At 61.8% G+C, this 15,105-nt stretch carries 15 protein-coding genes, 1 pseudogene and 1 riboswitch; of the genes and pseudogenes, 9 read left to right on the top strand and 7 right to left on the bottom strand.

Going from position 1 to position 15,105, the window contains the following annotated elements; translation table 11 throughout:
• The first annotated feature begins 19 nt into the window (after positions 1-19).
• Positions 20-925 carry a LysR family transcriptional regulator gene (locus NKJ89_RS17815; RefSeq protein WP_023757239.1) on the top strand — a complete coding sequence of 302 codons (906 nt, stop codon included), beginning with the start codon at positions 20-22 and terminating at the stop codon, positions 923-925.
• Between the two features lie 76 nt (positions 926-1,001).
• On the top strand, positions 1,002-1,802 hold the full coding sequence (locus NKJ89_RS17810) for a lysophospholipid acyltransferase family protein (protein ID WP_352604340.1): 801 nt from the start codon (positions 1,002-1,004) through the stop codon (positions 1,800-1,802).
• 24 nt (positions 1,803-1,826) lie between these two features.
• On the opposite strand, the gene NKJ89_RS17805 is transcribed toward NKJ89_RS17810, so the two are convergent.
• The 3 genes from NKJ89_RS17805 to NKJ89_RS17795 form a co-directional block, all read right to left on the bottom strand.
• Positions 1,827-2,453, bottom strand: a complete 627-nt coding sequence (locus tag NKJ89_RS17805; protein WP_352604338.1) for a LysE family translocator — start codon at positions 2,451-2,453, stop codon at positions 1,827-1,829.
• Positions 2,454-2,545: 92 nt separating this feature from the next.
• Positions 2,546-3,493: an aldo/keto reductase gene (locus NKJ89_RS17800; protein ID WP_352604336.1), complete on the bottom strand. Its 948-nt coding sequence runs from the start codon at positions 3,491-3,493 to the stop codon at positions 2,546-2,548.
• Positions 3,494-3,613: 120 nt separating this feature from the next.
• Entirely contained in the window at positions 3,614-4,135 is a 522-nt protein-coding gene (locus NKJ89_RS17795) for a gamma-glutamylcyclotransferase (protein WP_352604333.1), read from the bottom strand.
• Between the two features lie 149 nt (positions 4,136-4,284).
• On the opposite strand from NKJ89_RS17795, the gene NKJ89_RS17790 reads away from it, so the two are divergent.
• Both NKJ89_RS17790 and NKJ89_RS17785 read left to right on the top strand, forming a co-directional pair.
• The gene (locus tag NKJ89_RS17790; RefSeq protein WP_352604331.1) at positions 4,285-5,283 is read left to right on the top strand and encodes a DUF2125 domain-containing protein; all 999 of its coding nucleotides are present in this window, start codon (positions 4,285-4,287) and stop codon (positions 5,281-5,283) included.
• 10 nt (positions 5,284-5,293) lie between these two features.
• Positions 5,294-6,217 (top strand): sugar kinase, encoded by a 924-nt coding sequence (locus tag NKJ89_RS17785; protein ID WP_352604329.1) that lies wholly within the window; start codon positions 5,294-5,296, stop codon positions 6,215-6,217.
• Between the two features lie 7 nt (positions 6,218-6,224).
• Here NKJ89_RS17785 and NKJ89_RS17780 read toward each other — a convergent pair whose 3' ends face one another.
• Together NKJ89_RS17780 and hisC are read right to left on the bottom strand one after the other, a co-directional pair.
• Entirely contained in the window at positions 6,225-7,160 is a 936-nt protein-coding gene (locus NKJ89_RS17780) for a prephenate/arogenate dehydrogenase family protein (RefSeq protein ID WP_352604327.1), read from the bottom strand.
• 6 nt (positions 7,161-7,166) lie between these two features.
• Complete coding sequence (hisC, locus tag NKJ89_RS17775) at positions 7,167-8,276, bottom strand: histidinol-phosphate transaminase (RefSeq protein ID WP_352604325.1); 1,110 nt, start codon at positions 8,274-8,276, stop codon at positions 7,167-7,169.
• Between the two features lie 137 nt (positions 8,277-8,413).
• A riboswitch (SAM riboswitch) is annotated at positions 8,414-8,491 on the top strand.
• Positions 8,492-8,603: 112 nt separating this feature from the next.
• On the opposite strand from hisC, the gene metX reads away from it, so the two are divergent.
• The 4 genes from metX (at position 8,604) to NKJ89_RS17755 (ending at position 12,361) form a co-directional block, all read left to right on the top strand.
• Complete coding sequence (metX, locus tag NKJ89_RS17770) at positions 8,604-9,773, top strand: homoserine O-acetyltransferase MetX (protein WP_352604323.1); 1,170 nt, start codon at positions 8,604-8,606, stop codon at positions 9,771-9,773.
• Positions 9,774-9,831: 58 nt separating this feature from the next.
• Positions 9,832-10,446 (top strand): methionine biosynthesis protein MetW, encoded by a 615-nt coding sequence (gene metW, locus NKJ89_RS17765; RefSeq protein ID WP_023757246.1) that lies wholly within the window; start codon positions 9,832-9,834, stop codon positions 10,444-10,446.
• Positions 10,395-11,225 carry a Stf0 family sulfotransferase gene (locus NKJ89_RS17760; RefSeq protein WP_352604321.1) on the top strand — a complete coding sequence of 277 codons (831 nt, stop codon included), beginning with the start codon at positions 10,395-10,397 and terminating at the stop codon, positions 11,223-11,225. Before metW ends, NKJ89_RS17760 begins: the two co-directional genes overlap by 52 nt.
• Positions 11,226-11,368: 143 nt before the next feature.
• The gene (locus tag NKJ89_RS17755) at positions 11,369-12,361 is read left to right on the top strand and encodes a glycosyltransferase (protein ID WP_352604319.1); all 993 of its coding nucleotides are present in this window, start codon (positions 11,369-11,371) and stop codon (positions 12,359-12,361) included.
• 58 nt (positions 12,362-12,419) lie between these two features.
• On the opposite strand, the pseudogene NKJ89_RS17750 reads toward NKJ89_RS17755, so the two are convergent.
• A pseudogene (locus NKJ89_RS17750) lies at positions 12,420-12,666 on the bottom strand (DUF1330 domain-containing protein).
• Positions 12,667-13,033: 367 nt separating this feature from the next.
• Here NKJ89_RS17750 and NKJ89_RS17745 point away from each other — a divergent pair.
• Positions 13,034-13,969 (top strand): glycosyltransferase family 2 protein, encoded by a 936-nt coding sequence (locus NKJ89_RS17745; RefSeq protein WP_352604317.1) that lies wholly within the window; start codon positions 13,034-13,036, stop codon positions 13,967-13,969.
• Between the two features lie 66 nt (positions 13,970-14,035).
• Here NKJ89_RS17745 and NKJ89_RS17740 read toward each other — a convergent pair whose 3' ends face one another.
• Entirely contained in the window at positions 14,036-14,833 is a 798-nt protein-coding gene (locus tag NKJ89_RS17740) for a DUF1194 domain-containing protein (protein ID WP_352604315.1), read from the bottom strand.
• Positions 14,834-15,105: the final 272 nt, after the last annotated feature.

Here is a 15,105-nt window from a genome sequence, read left to right as displayed (position 1 = left end):
CCAATTTCTGGAATAAACAATGGACCGCCTCGAAGCCATGTCCCTTTTCGTTGCCACGGTCGAGGCTGGCAGTTTGTCCGCTGCCGCGCGCCGTTCGGGCGTTCCACTTGCCACGGTCAGCCGCAAGGTCTCCGACCTAGAGCGTCATCTTCAGACACGCCTGCTGAACCGGTCGACGCGGCGGCTGACGCTGACCGATGCGGGCGACGCCTACCTCGCCGCATGCCGCCGCATTCTCGACGAGGTCGGCGAGGCCGAGCGGGTCGCCGGCGGCGAGTACAGCGCCCCGACGGGCGAATTGATCATCACCGCGCCGATCGTCTTCGGCCGCCTTCACGTGCTGCCAGTCGTCACCGCGTTTCTCGCCGCCTACCCGCAAGTGGACATTCGCCTGACGCTCGGCGACGCGATAAGCCATTTGGCCGAGGAGCATATCGATCTCGCAATCCGCATCGGCCGGCTGCCGGACTCGCGCATGGTTGCCACAGGGCTTGGCTCCATCCGTCGTGTTGTCTGCGCAAGCCCCGCCTATTTGTCTGAACGCGGCACGCCGAAAACCCCCAGAGATATTGAGACGCACAGCTGCATTACCTTTGAGGGTCTCAGTTCCCTCGCCACCTGGACCTTTTCGGTGGAGAAGACCGACCTTCCAATCCAGGTTCGCTCAAGGCTCCGCGTCAACACCGCTGAGGCCGCGATCGACGCTGCGATTGCCGGCATCGGGATAACACGGGTACTTTCCTACCAGATCGTAGCCGCTGTGCGGTCAGGAGCCCTCAGAGCGGTTCTCCAGGACTTCGAACCGCAGCCGTGGCCCGTAAATCTCGTACACGCCGGCCAGGGCCGGCTGCCGGTGAAACTGCGCGCCTTCCTCGACTTCGCCGCTCCTCGCCTGCGGGAACGCCTGGCGCAGGCGGCGTGGTGAATGAGCCGCATCACCTTGTTTCCTTTTTCCCCGCGCTTGGTGTAACCAACGCTCAACTCCTCACCGGGCCTCCCCCATGCTCTATGCCAGATCGCTGACGTTCAATTTCGTCTTCTACGTCAACCTGATCGTCCAGATGATCCTCTGGACCCCCTATTATTTCCTGTCGCCCCGTCACCGCGCCTGGTTCGTGCCGAAATTCTGGTCGCGCACCTCGATGTGGCTCTTCGACAAGATCGCTGGAACGAAGAGCGACATCACCGGCCAGGAAAACCTGCCAGCAGGCTCGTTCATCCTGGCACCCAAGCACCAGTCGTTCTGGGACACGATCGCCTTCTTTCCCTTCCTCCAGGACCCGCTCTACATCTTGAAACGAGAGCTGACCTGGATCCCGTTCTTCGGCTGGTACATCATGAAGATGCGCATGATCCCGGTTAACCGCGGCAGCCGCTCGAAGGCGCTGAAGGCCGTGGTCGCCGCGACCAAGGAGGAGATGGCGCGCAACCCCCGCCAGCTCATCATCTATCCCGAGGGCACGCGCCGGGCGCCGGGCGACGAGCCGGCCTACAAATACGGCATCGTCGAAATCTATGCGCAGCTTGGTGTTCCGGTGGTGCCGGTCGCCCATGTCGCCGGCCTTTATTGGCCGCGCCGGAAATTCCTGCGCTACCCCGGCACGATCAAGGCACGCTTCCTGCCGCCGATTCCACCGGGACTGAGCAAGGACGAATTCATGGCCCGGCTGATCGGGGAGACCGAGGCCGCCTGCGACCAGTTCCTGATCGAGGCGGCGCGCGGCCCGAACCCACCTGCCTTGCCACCGACAGCGGTGAAAAGGCTGCAAGAGCTGGATCACGCCGCAAAAACCAAAGCCTGAGCCGAAGTCTCCGGCCGGCAGTTCTCAGCCGAATACGGCCAGCGCAGTGGTCAACACCAGCGTCGCGGCAAAGACCAGATTGATAATCCGCGATGCCGCCGGCTGGCGCAGGAAGCGCGCGAACGCTGCTCCCGCGACGAGCCACACGGCATGGATGGCGACGATCATCAGGGCGAGAACCGTCAGCCTCAGCCATGGACCGAGCTCAGCGACGCCCTGTTTCGACGAAGCCCAGGCGAACACGACGGCGATCGCCACATAGGCCTTTGGATTGGCGACCGCGAGAAGGAACCCAGCCAGCCATGTTGGACGCGAAGCCTCGGCGGCGCGTGCCGCCAAGGGCGGTGCCGTAGCAATCTTGAAGGCGAGATAGAGGATGTAGACCGCTGAAGCGACGGCCAGCAGCGGCGCGTGCCGCGGCATCGACGTGAGCACCGCCATGACCCCGGTCGCCACGATCAGCAACACGGCGATCGTGCCCAGGATGATCCCCCAGGCATAGCGCAGCGAGTGGCGCAGGCCGAAGGCGGCCCCGACGGCGGTGACGCTTATCGTTGCCGGCCCTGGGCTGCCCATGACGATCGTGGCGGCAAGCACCAGCGCGACCAGCTGACGCCAAAGGTCCAGCTGCGAAAGAAGCGGCTCCGTCATCTGCACCTCTGCCTTGCCCCGTGCAAAGGGACGGTACGGCAAGACAAGAGGGTCGTCTTGGACGTTCGTGCGAGGAGCGGTCGCCGAAAGCTTCAGCCGCTCGCCTTGTCGAGTTCGGCCATATCGTCGGCGCTCAATTTCAGCGACGCCGCCTTGATCAAGCTGTCCATCTGATCGGGCCTGGTGGCGCTGGCGATCGGCGCGGTCACACCGGGCCGCGCGATCACCCAGGCAAGCGCGACTTCCGCTTGCTTGGCCGAATGCCTGGCCGAGACCGCGTCCAGTGCCGCAAGGATGCGATATCCGCGCGCGTTGAGATAGTCCTTCACACCGCCGCCACGCGGGCTCTGACCAAGATCGGCCTCGCTGCGGTATTTGCCGCTGAGAAAACCCTTGGCAAGACTGAAATAGGTGATGACGCCGATGTCCTCGGCCACGCAGAGATCACGCAGCGGGCCGTCGAAGGACGAGCGGTCGTAGAGATTGTATTCCGGCTGCAGCACTTCGTAACGCGGCAGGCCGCGCAGGCTCGCCACATCGAGTGCGGCGCGCAACTGGGCGGCGTCGAGGTTCGAGCAGCCGGCATAGCGGATCTTGCCCTTGGCGAGCAGCTTCTCATAGGCGCCAAGGGTTTCCTCGTAGGGCGTCGTCGGATCCGGCCAGTGCGACAGATAGAGATCGATGGTGTCGGTCTGCAGCCGCTTCAGCGATGCGTCGATGGCCTTTTCGATGTATGCGGCGGACAGGTCCTTATGGCCCTGTCCCATATCCGAACCGACCTTGGTGACCACGATGACCTTGTCACGATTGCCACGGTCCTTCATCCACTTGCCGATAATGGTTTCCGACTCTCCGCCCCGGTGGCCGGGCACCCAGCGCGAATAAGCATCCGCCGTATCGACGGCGTTGAGGCCGGCGCCGATGAAGCTGTCGAGCAGGTCGAACGAGGTTTTCTCGTCGGCGGTCCAGCCGAAGACATTGCCGCCCAGAACCAGCGGTGCGATGGAAAGATCGGTACGACCGAGACGGCGTTTCTGCAAGGCATATCTCCGGAATGATTGGGCGGGCGAATGCTGCCCGCGGGCTGAGGTTCGGAGCCTAAGCTAGGTCTTGGCCGAGCGAGGTCAAAGGCCTGGCCGCCTTTTTCCGCAGAGCCAGCTTCACAAAGGCGCGACCCGCCTGGCGACTTCCTCCAGCCAATGGTCGCGAATGCCTAGCGCCTCGAGATGCTCCAGTGTGCTGAGCACATAATCCTCGTTGACGCCGGACTGGCCGACCGCGCCACGCACCATGGCCGCCGCCTCCGCCTCGTCGAGCGCGCCGGCATACTGCTCGTGCTGGCGGTCGACGATATAGGCCACCGCCTCGACAGTCCGGCCCCCGTCGAGACGAATCTTGAGCAAGCGCTCGAGATAGACATTGGTGACCAGCTCGCGGTCGCGCAGATAGGTGATGACCTCGTCGCGCAAGTCGCCGGGAACACGGAACGCCAGGCCGACGCAGGAGCCGCCACGGTCGAGGCCGAGCACCAGCCCCGGCCGTTCACGCGTGCCGCGATGCACGAAGGAATAGACGCAGAGCGACCGGCGATACCCATGCAGGCGGGCGCGCTGTGTCTCGACATGCGCGAAACCCGGCCGCCAGATCAACGAACCATAGCCAAACACCCAAAAATCGCCCATATCGCCGCGCCTGATTGCAAAGAATGCCAACACCGTACCGGGACCGGAGTTTTTTAGCCTGTCCCGTCTACCTATTCGTCTCTGTCTACCTATTGTCGGCGGGATCGACTGTCCGTCCGCAACACCCATGCGTTAACGAGAGCCAAAGCATGACGTCAAGTGACGAACGCCAGCCGAGTAACCTTCGCCGCCTGATCTGGCTTGCCGCCTTCGTCGTGGTGCTGTTTGCCATCTACAGCGGCGGCTGGTTCTATCTGGCCAACCGGGTAAGGAGCGAGGCCGACAAGGCGGTTGCCACGCTGAACAAAACTGGCGTCGAAGCCGGCTGCGCCAACCTCCAGGTCAGCGGCTATCCCCTGAGCTTTACGGTCTCTTGCGACAATTTGGCTTACGAGGACGATGCCAGGAACGTCGCCGCTTCGGCCGGCAGTTTCAAAGCAGCCGCCCAGATCATCCAGCCTCTGTCACCGGTTGCCAATCTGCGCGGCCCGCTCAGGACTTCCGTGCCAGGCATGGCGCCGCTGTGGATCGACTGGGACAATCTGCAGGCCAACGTCAAATTGTGGTGGCCGCTACCGCAGCGGATTGCTCTGGAGGCGGAGGGCCTGTCCGGCCAGACCGATCCGGCCGACGATTCCGATCCGGTGCAATTGTTCAGCGCCGGCAAGGCGGCTGGCCAACTGCAGCCGAATGGGGCGGACATCGACTATCTCGGCAGTTTCGGCGATCTCGAGATCGACCCCGGCGCGATCGGCGGGCGCGTGCTGCCGGCGCTCGATGCCAGCGGCGACGCGACGCTGAAGAACGGCGTAGCACTGATCGGCACGCAGCTGAAAAGCCTGCGCGGCCAGGCAATCGAAATCCGCAACCTCTACCTGTCGTCAGGCACGGCGCGCATCACCGTTTCAGGACCGCTTTCGGTCGATGCCGAGGGCCTGGTCAACGCCGATCTGATGATCAGGCTGAAGGACCCGAAAGCGGTTGCCGCCATCCTCGGCGCCGCCATACCCGAGCAGAAAAGCCAGATCGAGCAGGGCTTTTCTGCCCTGACGGTGCTCGGCAACGAGCCATCGATGCTGCTGACGGTGGTCAAGGGCAAGCCCTCGCTCGGCTTCATCCCGCTGGGCAAGATCAAGCCACTCGATTAAGCGTCCCTGTATGAACAGACCGGCAAAACTTCTTAGCGTCGGCGCGCTGACGCTGGACACCATCCTGCGTGTCGAGACACTGCCGCTGCATCAAGGCAAGTTCATCGCCTCCGACGGCGTCCAGATCGCCTCGGGCATGGCCACCAGTGCTGCCTGCGCCGCGCACCGCTTGGGCGCCGAGGTGTCGCTGTGGGCTAGTGCGGGTGACGATCCCGTCGGCGACCATCTCGTTGCCGCGATCGAAGCCGAAGGTGTCGATTGCGCCTATGTCCGCCGCGTCGGGGGCGCTCGCTCGGCGCTGGCCTCGATCCTGGTCGATGCGCATGGTGAGCGCATCATCGTGCCGTTCTATGACGGGCGTGCCCAAGCCGATCCCGAAGCCTTGCCGGTCGCCGACCTCATGGCATTCGACGCCGTTTTGGTCGATGTCCGCTGGCCGGGCGCGGCAGCACTTGCCCTCAACGCAGCGCGCGCCGTCGGCCGGCCGGCGATCCTCGATGCCGACACCGCGCCGCTGGAGGTCCTGGAACAGCTGTTGCCGCTCGCCACGCATATCGTCGCTTCGGAGCCGGCGGCGCGCATTGTCTGCGGCCAGGCGCTCGACCCGGAAACGGCTTGCGCCGATCTCGCCGGCCACACCGACGCCTTTGTCGCGGTGACTGGCGGCGCGGCGGGGAGTTGGTGGCACGACCGTTCCGCAGGCTGTGTGCGTCATGTCGCGGCGCCGAGAATCAAAGCGGTCGACACATTGGCCGCCGGCGACGTCTTTCACGGCGCCTTCGCCGTCGGCCTGGCGGAAGCCATGCCCGTCGAGCATGCTTTGCGCTTTGCCAGTGCGGCCGCCGCGCTCAAATGCCTGCGCTTCGGCGGCAGGCTTGGGGCACCGAATAGAGCCGAGACGCTGGCGATGGTTGCGGCGAGCTGGCCGGCCTGAAACAAATTTAAGTCTTGGCCGGGTGTTCGACCGCCTGGCGGCCAAAATCGGGCACGTCGATGTCCTGGCCGGCCTCGATGATCGAGCGGCGCACGGCCCGGGTGCGGGTGAACAGGTCGAAGAGTTTTTCGCCGTCACCCCAGCGAATCGCGCGTTGCAACGACGCCAGGTCTTCCGAGAACCGCGCCAGCATTTCGAGGATTGCATCCTTGTTGTGCAGGCACACGTCCCGCCACATGGTCGGGTCGGAAGCGGCAAGGCGGGTGAAGTCGCGGAAGCCCGAAGCTGAATACTTGATCACCTCGGACTTGGTTACCGACTGCAGATCATCGGCGGTGCCAACGATATTGTAGGCGATGATGTGCGGCAAATGCGAGACGATGGCCAGCGTCATGTCGTGATGCTGAGGATCCATCGTGTCGATGTTGGCGCCGCAGCGGCGCCAGAATTCCGACAGCCGTTCCAGCGCGTCCGGGTCAGTATCGGGCAGCGGCGTGAAGATACACCAGCGATTGTCGAATAGGTCGGCAAACCCGGCATCGGGGCCGGATTTCTCTGTGCCCGCCAGCGGATGACCGGGAATAAAGTGGACGCCGGCTGGCACATAAGGCTGCATCTGCGCGATGACAGATGCCTTGGTCGAGCCGACATCGGTGAGGATCGCGCCCGACTTCAATGAAGACGCAATTTCCTCGGCGATCGCGCCGGACGAGCCGACCGGCACCGAGACGATGACCAGATCGGCATCCCGGACCGCTTCGCTCGCATCGGTGGTGTAGGAATCACCGAGCCCAAGTTCTTTCGCTCGCGCCAGCGTCGCGGCACTGCGGGTCGAGATGGCTACGCGGCCAGCCAGCCCCTCGCGGCGGATGACGCGGGCCAGCGACGAGCCGATCAGGCCGATGCCGACCAGCGCGATCTTTTCAAACATCGGTGATGTCATGGTGTTCTAGCTTTTCAGGAATGTCGTGAGTGCGGCGACAACGCCGCGATTGGCCTCTTCGGTGCCGACGGTCATGCGCAGCGCGTTGGGAAAGCCGTAGCCGGAAACGCGCCGCAATATGTAGCCGCGTGCCGTTAGGTAGTCGTCCGCGGCCGCTGCCGAATGTTTCTGGTCGTCAGGGAAATGAATAAGGACGAAATTGCCAACGCTGGGCGTCACCCGCAGCCCAAGCTTGGTGAACTCCTCGCTCAACCATGCCAGCCAGGTCTCGTTGTGCGCGACGCTGCGCTCGACATGGGCGCGGTCGCGGATCGCCGCGATGCCGGCCTCGATCGCCGTTGCATTGACGTTGAAGGGGCCACGCACGCGGTTGATCGCGTCGACGATGTGCATCGGCGCGTACATCCAGCCGATCCGCGCCCCACCAAGGCCGATCTTCGAGAAAGTACGGGTCATCACCACATTCTCGGCGCTGCCGACCAGCTCGATGCCGGCTTCGTAATCGTTGCGGCGGACATATTCTGCATAGGCCGCGTCGAGCACCAGAAGCACGTGCCTTGGCAAACCGGAATGCAGCCGGCGCACCTCCTGGAACGGCACATAGGTGCCGGTCGGGTTGTTGGGATTGGCAAGGAACACGATTTTGGTGCGTGGCGTGATGGCGGCCAGGATGGCGTCGATGTCGGCGCGCTCCTCTTTTTCCTTGATCGTCACCGGAACGGCACCCGCCGACTGGATGTAGATCTTGTAGACCATGAAGGCGTGTTCGGTGATGACAGCCTCGTCGCCGGGCGACAGATAAGTCTGCGCCAGCAGGCCGAGGATCTCGTCGGAACCGTTCGAGCAGATGATGTTGGCCGGGTTGAGACCGTGCACTTCGGCGATCGCTTCGCGCAGCCGCCTGGCGGTGCCGTCGGGATAGACGTCGAGCTTTCCGGCAATCTCGCGCGCGGCTTCGATCGCTTTTGGCGAGGGACCGAGCGGGTTCTCGTTCGACGAAAGCTTGTAGACCTTGGCGACGCCGGTAGGCGCCGTGCTCTTGCCCGGCACATAGGCGTCGATGTCCATGATGCCCGCGCGCGGGGTTGGACGTGCCTTGTCCGGTGTCTGGCTCATGTCGCAAAATCCGTCGAGAACGCTTCCTCAGGGAAGCCGCAGCGGAAATACAAGCCGTGGCCCGCAATGTCGAGAGGTGACCGCCTCCGGACAATGGCTGGCCGTTGACGCCGGCCTGCCGCAGCCCTAGAAGGGGTACGAACTACCGTGGTGATTTGGCCGGTCGGCTTGCAGCCACGTTAAACAACTTGCTAAAGGGCCGTTTGCATCCTGTAACCGGCTTTGCGACTGCAATGCCGGTTTTTTATTGCCCGCGCCGGCCGGACACCGCATCGGCGTCGATTTTCGAAAAGCACGGTGCAGGGATCAAGGTGTGAGATGGATGCAATGGCCGCTCTGCGTGCTCGCAAAACCAACAACGAGGCCGACCAGCCGTCGAGCCCGGTTTTGCGTTTTGGGCCTGACAAGCCGCTCAAGCTCGACGCCGGCACGCTGCTGTCGCCGTTCCAGATCGCCTACCAGACCTATGGCACGCTGAACGACGCCCGCTCCAACGCGATCCTCGTCTGCCATGCCCTGACCGGCGACCAGCACGTCGCCAGCACCAATCCGGTGACCGGCAAGCCGGGTTGGTGGGAAGTGCTGATCGGCCCCGGCAAGATCATCGACACCAGCCGCTTCTTCGTCATCTGCTCGAACGTCATCGGTGGTTGTCTTGGTTCCACAGGCCCGGCCTCGACCAATCCCGCCACCGGCAAGCCCTATGGGCTCGACCTGCCGATCATCACCATCCGTGACATGGTGCGCGCGCAGCAGATGCTGATCGACCATTTCGGCATCGAAAAGCTGTTCTGCGTGCTCGGCGGCTCGATGGGTGGCATGCAGGTGCTGGAATGGGCGTCGAGCTATCCGGAGCGCGTCTTCTCGGCGCTGCCGATCGCCACAGGCGCGCGCCATTCTTCGCAGAACATCGCATTCCACGAGGTCGGCCGGCAAGCTGTCATGGCCGATCCGGACTGGCATGGCGGCAAATATTTCGAGCACGGCAAACGCCCGGAAAAAGGCTTGGCGGTGGCGCGCATGGCCGCCCACATCACCTATCTGTCGGAGGCCGCGCTGCACCGGAAATTCGGCCGCAATCTGCAGGATCGCGAAGCGCTGACCTTCGGCTTCGACGCCGACTTTCAGATCGAGAGCTATCTGCGCCACCAGGGCATGACCTTCGTCGATCGCTTCGACGCCAATTCCTACCTCTACATGACCCGGTCGATGGACTATTTCGACCTCGCAGCCGACCATGGCGGCCGGTTGGCCGACGCTTTTGCCGGTACCAAAACCCGCTTCTGCCTGGTGTCCTTCACGTCGGACTGGCTGTTTCCGACCGAGGAGAGCCGCTCGATCGTGCATGCGCTGAACGCCGCCGGCGCCTCGGTGTCCTTCGTCGAGATAGAGACCGATCGCGGCCACGATGCCTTCCTGCTGGACGAGCCGGAACTGTTTGCCGCCATCAACGGCTTCATCGGCTCGGCGGCCCGGGCGAGAGGGCTCAGCGCATGACCCTGGAAAGTTGCGGACTGGTCTGTCCAGGATCATGCTCCACGCAGGAGGCGGCATCATGAGTGTCAATCGCGACCAGCGCGTCGACCTCGAGGTCGTCGCCAATCTCATCCCGCCGCAGTCCCGCGTGCTCGATGTCGGTTCGGGCGACGGCTCGCTGCTCGAATTGCTGCAGGACACCAAGCAGGTCGACGGCCGTGGGTTGGAGCTGTCGCAGCGCGGCGTCAACGAATGCGTGGCGCGCGGCCTCTCGGTCATCCAGGGCGATGCCGACAAGGATCTCGAATTCTATCCCGACAAGGGCTTTGACTTCGTCGTCCTGTCGCAGACGCTGCAGGCCACCCGCAACCCGAAGCTGGTGCTCGACGAACTGCTCAGGATCGGCAACCGCGCCATCGTATCCTTTCCCAATTTCGGCCATTGGCGGGTGCGCCTGTCGCTGTTCATCCAGGGTCGCATGCCGGTGACAAAGGACCTGCCCTATTCCTGGTACGACACGCCCAATATCCATTTCTGCACCATCCGCGACTTCGTCAATCTGTGCGACGAACTCGGTGCGACAGTGGAAAAGGCGACGGCACTCGACGCCAACGGCCAGAAGATAGGTCTGTCGATGCCGTGGTGGTTCTGGAATTTCTTCGGCCAGCAGGCGGTGTTCTTGCTGAAGCGGTAGCTGTGTTAGCCATGCATCTTTTTCGAAGAGGCCCTCTGCCCGTTGAAACTCCACCGGACGTTCTGGCTGGGATAAAGGCCGGGATTCTGATCTGCACGTCACCTCGGAGCGGCAGCAACTATCTCGCCGAGTTGATGGCAGGTGCGGGACTTGGCAAACCTCTCGAGTGGTTCGGCGGCCGCCGCGTTCTGGAACTGCCCAATTATCCGCGAGATCCCCGTGCTCAGGTTTTACGGGCACTGAAGGACGGACGCACCCCCTCGGGGATTTACGCAGTCAAAATATTTGCAAGCCAGTTTTCGCAAGTGTCCAAGACTGTGGACCTCCCGGCCAGCCTTCCAGCGCTGCGCTACGTCCGCTTGACCCGCCGCGATCTTCTTGGCCAGGCGATCTCTTGGACACGCGCCCGTCAAACGGGACGATTCCGCTCTACCGAGAAAGGCCAGAATTCACCACGCTACGACGGCCCAGCCATCGCAGAATCGCTTAAGAAAATCGGACTGGAAAATCTCGCGTGGGATGTCTGGCTTGCAAAGAACGGACTGCCCTTCCTGCCATTGACGTATGAGGAAGTCTTGGCAAACCCACAGACCTGCCTTGAGAAAATTGCGCATCTGGCCGGCACCCACATCACTTTTGGACCTGCGTCGGCCCTCAATTCCAGCCTTGAGGTTCAAAGAGACACAATCAATATGGAATGGAGGGAGCGCTTTCTGTCGCAGTACTCTGCCCTCTCAAAATTCCAGACCATCAGTCATCGAATTCGGGGGCTTCTTTAAGAAGCGGCGTCAAGCCCAATTTTACCGCAAAGACAACACCGGACAATGGCGAAAACGCTGCCGGTTGATCAGCACGGGTTGCCTTTACATCGCGACGAGGCGACTATATTCCCCCTGGTTATCGATAGATATTTGGGGCCGGGATGGTTGAAGAACGCGCAACATACTCGCTCGTCATGGAAATGGAAAACGCCAAGTCCATTGACTGGGACGAGATCGGCGTTGGACTGAAGGCTTTGGCGCGGGAAATCGCCGCAGTTTCCGCGAGCGGCCTGGCGCGACCGACGGTTGTTATCTCTCACGGCGCGGCAGAGTCGGAAACAGATGCGCTGCATCGTAAAATCGCGGCTGAAGCACCGCAGTTGGGTCAAGTCTCCAACCTGGTCTTCACAGCTTTCCCCGGAGGTCGATACTACGACCTGAAGAACAATGGCATGCTGGCAGCTGACGGAAATATCGTCATCTTTATCGATTCCGACGTCGTGCCGGAACCAGGCTGGCTGCCGGGTTTGCTCAAGCCATTCAAAGACCCCAAAATTATTTGTGTAAACGGATACACATATCTTTCGCACGATGATTTTTTTTCAAGAACGTTTGCCTTGATCTGGTTTTTTCCGATGGCCCATGGAGACAGTCGGTTCGCGTCGAAGCGGGCGATGAACGCAAACAACGTAGGGTTTCGGCGCGAATGGATCGTCAGTCATCCTTTCCCGAACCATAATGGCTTCAAGGTTTCCTGCACGTTGTTGATGCGCGAACTGCTGCGTGAAGGCCACAAAATTCATAATGTCAACGCACGCGTCTTCCACTACTCACCGCGGGGCTGGCGTTTCTTTTACTGGCGGGCCCTGGTTACAGGCCGCGACGCCGACCGAAAGTTCGTGGCCCTCAATTCGCCTAGTCGCATGCGACGGGTAGCCAAGTCTTTCAGCCGTTGGTTCACCATGTCGTGGCGCACAACACGACGCATTGTGGGCCATGCTCGGGAGACAGGGATGCCGCTTTGGCAAATTCCGTTCTCCCTGATTGTCGGTCAGGTCTTTTATAGCTTGGCATTCTGGGGCCAGTTTAGCTTCGCTGCCGGCATAGTTCGCGACGAAATCGAGATCGTGCCCGACTATATCGGGCACAGTTAGCCGATTTGTCGCATCTTGAGCCGTGCCCCCAACGTTGCATTGATTTGGGACCAGTCAACTATTCCAGAACATCCGTCGCCTTATGCGGATGCTCGACCCCGTCGGCGAACACCACATCGGCCTCCGAATTATCCGTGCGTAGTGCGAGTATTGCCCTGGTAGGCGGGCGAGTTGTACCAGCCATGCACATGCTGCCTGTCGGGAAATTCGATGATGATCAGGTGGCCAGGCCACTTCTGCAGATATTCGACGATCTGCGGGCCCATCGTGGCCTGGCGCATATGGGCAACGGCGTAGGCGGTCATGACTGTACTCCCTTGTCAACGAAGCCGAGTTGCCGGCCTCGCAAGGGCAATCTGACCGAATGCCGAGCATAAAACGATTACGTTCGAGGTAATGGAATATATGCTGTCCGCTGCGGCAGGCCGCTTCCGTGGTGATTCGCATATGCTCTGTTCGACGATGCTGTTGCAAATGGAGCGCTAATAACCGGAATTCGTTGGCTTGCGCGGCTCGAGTATCGGTAAAGTGGATGACACGGGCAGCTGCTTTTTGTAGCGTCGGATCGACTACGGGATGTCGCGGAAAGGAAGTTCGATCCATTCGACCGTTCCAAGAATTGAAAAGTCCTGGATAGACGCGCAGCTCTGCGCAGGAAACAGCTGACACGACATGGCCGGGATCATGGATCCAACACCTCTCGTTACCGTCATCACGCCGACCCACAACCGGCGCGAAACGGTGTTGCGCGCCGTGGAAAGCGTGCTTTCCCAAAGCATGCCAAGGCTCGAGCATATTGTCGTTGACGATGGCTCGACCGACGGAACCGAGGCGGCACTCGCCCGCATTCAAGACCCGCGGCTGATTTATGTCGGTGCGAAATGGCGAGGCGCAAATGCCGCCAGGAATGCCGGCATCGAGCGGGCGCGGGCGCCCGTGGTGACATTCCTTGATTCGGACGACGTTTACCTGCCGCACCGGCTTGAACGAACCCTGGCCCGCTTCGACGACAATTCCGCACTTCAGGTATTGATCAGCTCTTTTGTGTCCCTGAAGGGCAATCGCGCCACCAATTGCGTCAATCGCGATGCGTTCGTGAGCCCGACGATGCTGGAACGGACGCTGGTCGCACAGACGATCTTCATCGCCGGCTCCGCGATAACCGCTCGCCGCGAGGCCTTGCTGGGCATTGGCGGTTATGACAGCGACATCACCCGGATGCAGGACCGGGAATTGCTGCTGCGGCTAGCGCGCCGTCATGGCGCTCGGTTGTCCGAAGACATCGACTGGACGAAATACAACTCGGAAAACTCGATTTCAGGCCGCCGTGACGGCTATGTCGAAGCCTATGCGAACCTGATGGGCAAACATCCGCATATTGCCGACGCCTACCCGCATATTCCGCCATACATGATCTCGCGGCAGATTATCGCCGATATTCTGAGGGGCCGGATACCTCAAGCATTTGAGGGCTACATGGCCAATCGCTCGTCGAAATCGCTCGGCTATACGCTGCCGGAACTGATGCACGGCTATATTCACGGCCGGCGCTGGCGCCGCGATCTCTACAACGAGTTCCGCGACAAGTTTGGCGCCCGACCGGCCTAATTGCATGTCGCCTAAAAGTGTCCACCGGTTCTAGACTACGACATGCATGACAAGTTCCAGTAAGGCTCACCGGTCGAGTTCCGGAAAATACGGATCGGACAAGAACCGCCTATCCCGTTCGCCCTGCAGACAGTCTATCGGCGTCGCCACGTCGACGGGCATGATTCTCGCCTCGTCCCGAATGCCGCTTACTTCGAGGATCAGCTTGCGCCGGATGGCCGTCGAAAATTCGGCGGCCGCATAAATCGGCAGCACAAAGGAACCGGGCCCGCCGCTCACGCACTGCGCGTAATACTGGTCGAGATGACTGAAGGTGGGTGATGGACTGATCAGGATTGGCAATCCATTGACGACGATGCCCTTTGCAGTCGCCGCATCGCGCGTGGCGGTGACCGGCGGCCCGATATTGTTCGGACCGTCACCGGAAATATCGATGACGCTGCGTTCGCCCTTGAAAGAAGTGTGATCGAAAAGCTCGGTGCCGAAGGCCAGCGCACCGGAAATCGAGGTGCCGCGGAAACTGCGGAACGGGCGGGCCGCAACCTTGTCGGCAAAGAGGTTGGCGCTCTCCGCGCTGTCTATGATCTGCCAGCCGATGACCGCGTCGTCGCGCACCGTGCCGGCCCATTCGAAATAGGTGAGCGCGATCCGGCCGGTGGCGCCGGCGCGAACAGCCTTGATAAAGTCAGGATGTCGCAACGCCTCGACATAACCGGCGCGCTGCAGGGCGAACTCCTTTTCGTCCATCGACAGCGATATGTCGACTGCAAGCACCAACTCGACGTCGACGGCCGGCGCATCCGGCGGCGAGGCGGCGGCCTGGGCGCAGGCAAGACAGGCAAGCAGGCGCAGAGCATCAAGCATGGCCGTCGCCAGGGTTGTTCCTCCGAACAAGCTTGCGGCGCGATCACGGCAGAATAAAGCTTTGCGCAGGAGGAATTCCGGGAAAAGCATCGGACGGCTTTCCCGGGAAAAGCGCATAGCGCTTTCCCCCTACGTCAAAACAAACGATTGGAGCGGGTTGGGGGGTTGGGGTTTAACCCCCACCCCCGTAAAAAAAAAAAAAGGGGTATTAGTTTGGGGGGGGGCGGCGGGGGGGGGGGGGGGGTGGGCCCGCCCGGCGCGGGGGGGGGGGG

This window comes from Mesorhizobium sp. M0047 (assembly GCF_040323315.1).
Classification (GTDB): Bacteria; Pseudomonadota; Alphaproteobacteria; order Rhizobiales; family Rhizobiaceae; genus Mesorhizobium.
This window is presented reverse-complemented; position numbering and strand designations above follow the sequence as displayed.